Below are 3,225 nucleotides of genomic sequence, written 5' to 3'. Positions count from 1 at the left end.
TACCCCATCACCATCAACTTAAGAAATTAATTGTCCCCCAAAACGAAAAAAATGAGTCGAATTCGCATAAATAATTGTAAAAAGGTAAAATTCTCGTTATGGAGATGTCTCAGAATTTCAGCTTGATGGGCATGGCGTGCTACTCCAAGATTCAAAAATATTAATAAACTGAAAGAGCATGTTTTTTAAAATGTTTATTAAAAACATGCTCTTATTGTATTAAATGGCGAACTTTTTTCACTTCTTATTGAACAGCCTCGTTCCATCAAGAAGAAAATAAGCCAGACCCATTAATGATCTCATCACTAGAAATTAACGTTGTTTCAAATATGGTTTTATTATGCTTTTTCATGAAAGATTGAACAACCTCATAACCTACTGCATAACCTGCACAAAAAGAAAGACCTACAGGTTGATATCCCTCTTGTTTAGCAATCTCATCACCAAACATATAGCTACTTACTTCAGCAAATCCTTTTATGTTTAAAGCTTCTCCAATAACATAGATCGAATACTCTAAATCGTCTTTTTCCATACTAGTCACCCAAGGTCCCAGGTGCTCTGTTCCATACAGTTCTTTTGCAAAGGAATCCGCTAGGCCTTCTATGACAAGGTAATCTCCCACTGTTACATTTCCATGATCCCAATCAAAATAGGAAAATCGAATATTGTGATGGAACTCATGGGCAATAACAGCAGGAATTTTAGGTAAATTGTAATCATTTGGATATATATTCACAGTAATATACCCTGGAATACCTCCAAATCCCGTATATCCCTGCTGGAGTTTCAATTTACATGGGTCCGCAACATACAATCCAAATTTTATTTCATCTGCATTCACTTTCAAACCTGCTTTGTTAGCATTTTCTATACAAGTTTTGATAGTATTCTCTGCTACCACATAGGCATTATTATCTTTTAAGATGGAGAGACCCTGTTGAATTTGTTCATCGTTAGAAATATCTGCATAACCTAACATTTTCGTAGCTATCAATACGTCATAACCATTTTCTTGTTTTGCTTTTATAGGAACATTTATTAAATTCCACATGTCCGTTAATGGCGCCATCATAGTATAACGAAAAAAATTTTTTCTCTCTTCTAAATCCGTAATTGCAAGTAATTCCTTGTATTGTTCGTATGTGTTCATTAATTTATAGTCCATACTCATTTCAATCACCTCTTTCGCAAATATCTAGTATTGTAATTTTGAAGTAACTTTATATGTTTCATAAGATCTTCTTCGGAGTCAGTTAATTCCAAATGTAATAATATATTTTCTAGGTCTGCAATCATTTGAGTCATATCATTTTTAATAAAGGTTAATGAAGGTTGTCGGTCTATTAAAGCTTTAAGTTTATAACCTGTTATTTTTGCAGCAAGGATTTGCACAATTTTTTCTAAGTCTGACTTGAATAAAACCAACTGACCGTTGTCATTCCTTTTTGCATTTAATAAATCTAAATTAGAATAGTATCGTATAGAACGTTCAGTAAGCCCTGTTACTTTGTAAACTTCCCCCGTTGTAAACAGCGTAATTCACCTCCATATTACAAGCTTAAAGTATTACGCTACGTTACTGTCAACTAAAAAGAAATACCCTCAATATGAAAAAAATACGTTATTCTTTTTGTAGAATCATAGGAAAGGATGGCGTTTTCATATGTCTATTTCTATACCTGATGAATTACAATTATTTGCTCAAGAGATTCAAAGGTTTTTATCTCCAAATGCCTTACAGAATCTTGCTAGAGATGTTGGTTTTGTCCAACGAATGAGTAAGTACCAAGCAAAAGATTTAGTCGCTTTATGTGTATGGATGAGCCAAAATGTCGCTACGACTTCTTTAACTCAGTTATCTAGCCGTTTAGAATCATCAACAGAAGTGCTCATCAGTCCTGAGGGACTGAATCAACGGTTTAATCAAGCAGCTGTTCAATTTTTACAACACATATTAGCCGAACTTTTAAACAAAAAATTGGTTTCATCTATGCCGATTTCCTCTACATATACTTCTATTTTTAAACGTATTCGTATTTTAGATTCAACAGCATTTCAACTACCTGATTCCTTTTCAAGCGCTTATCCAGGTGCTGGAGGATGCAGCCATACAGCAGGATTAAAAATTCAATTGGAGTATGATCTATTAAGTGGACAGTTTTTACATATTCATACGGGTCCAGGAAAACAACATGATCGAACCTATGGTTCTCTGTGTGTTCCAACCGTGAAAGAAAATGATTTGTGTATTCGGGATTTAGGCTATTTTCATCTGAAAGATCTTCAACATATACAAGATAAAAAGGCTTACTATATCTCTCGTATTAAATCAAATACACGTATTTATAAAAAAAATCCTAATCCTGATTATTATCAAAACGGAAAACTAAAGAAGAAAACAGAATATAAACAGATAGATTTGGAGGTATTAATGAATTCTCTTCAACCAGGGCAAACATACGAAATATCTGATGCTTATGTAGGAATGATTGATAAAGTGTCCGCTCGTGTCATTGTTCATCGACTTACAGAAGAACAGCAACAAAAACGATTACAAGATCAAACTGTAAGAGAAAAAAAGAAAGGAATGAAGTATTCCGCTCGTAGTAAACGACTTAGCGGTATCAATGTATATATGACAAATACTCCTACAGATATTGTCCCAATGGGACAAGTACATGATTGGTATTCTTTACGTTGGCAAATCGAGATTTTATTTAAAACGTGGAAATCATTCTTTCATATTCATCATTGTAAAAAGATAAAACGAGAACGATTGGAATGCCATCTGTATGGGCAATTGATTGCCATTCTACTCTGTTCTTCTACCATGTTTCAAATGCGGCAATTACTTCTTATGAAAAAGAAACGAGAACTGAGTGAATATAAGGCCATATATATGATTAAAGATTACTTTTTTCTTCTTTTCCAAGCTATACAGAAAGACACCCAAGAGCTATCAAAGATTCTCATTCGCCTGTTCAACCTCCTACAGCAAAACGGGAGAAAATCTCATCGATATGAGAAGAAAACAGTCTTTGATATATTAGGTGTCGTTTACAATTGTACCATGTCTGATAATCAAGCGGCTTAATTCAAAAAAATGAAACCCGTTAGGGTTTATTTCATATGCAAATCTTTAAATTTCCTACACGTAGCCTTTAGAAAAAAAAGCAACCTCTACTATGATTGACGTTGTATGAGCTTAGCTTGATAGCGATG

General features: G+C 33.7%; 3 protein-coding genes. 1 reads left to right on the top strand and 2 read right to left on the bottom strand.

Annotated elements, in window-relative coordinates:
* Positions 1-265: 265 nt before the first annotated feature.
* Together ACTFN4_RS30335 and ACTFN4_RS30330 are read right to left on the bottom strand one after the other, a co-directional pair.
* Positions 266-1,168 carry a DUF2268 domain-containing protein gene (locus ACTFN4_RS30335; RefSeq protein WP_179204844.1) on the bottom strand — a complete coding sequence of 301 codons (903 nt, stop codon included), beginning with the start codon at positions 1,166-1,168 and terminating at the stop codon, positions 266-268.
* Positions 1,169-1,179: 11 nt separating this feature from the next.
* Positions 1,180-1,536, bottom strand: coding sequence for a MerR family transcriptional regulator (locus ACTFN4_RS30330; RefSeq protein ID WP_439963340.1), 357 nt, complete (start codon positions 1,534-1,536; stop codon positions 1,180-1,182).
* Between the two features lie 130 nt (positions 1,537-1,666).
* On the opposite strand from ACTFN4_RS30330, the gene ACTFN4_RS30325 reads away from it, so the two are divergent.
* Complete coding sequence (locus ACTFN4_RS30325; protein ID WP_431083923.1) at positions 1,667-3,097, top strand: IS4 family transposase; 1,431 nt, start codon at positions 1,667-1,669, stop codon at positions 3,095-3,097.
* Positions 3,098-3,225: the final 128 nt, after the last annotated feature.

The organism is Bacillus cereus group sp. MYBK95-2 (assembly GCF_051915225.1).
GTDB lineage: Bacteria > Bacillota > Bacilli > Bacillales > Bacillaceae_G > Bacillus_A > Bacillus_A cereus.
This window is presented reverse-complemented; position numbering and strand designations above follow the sequence as displayed.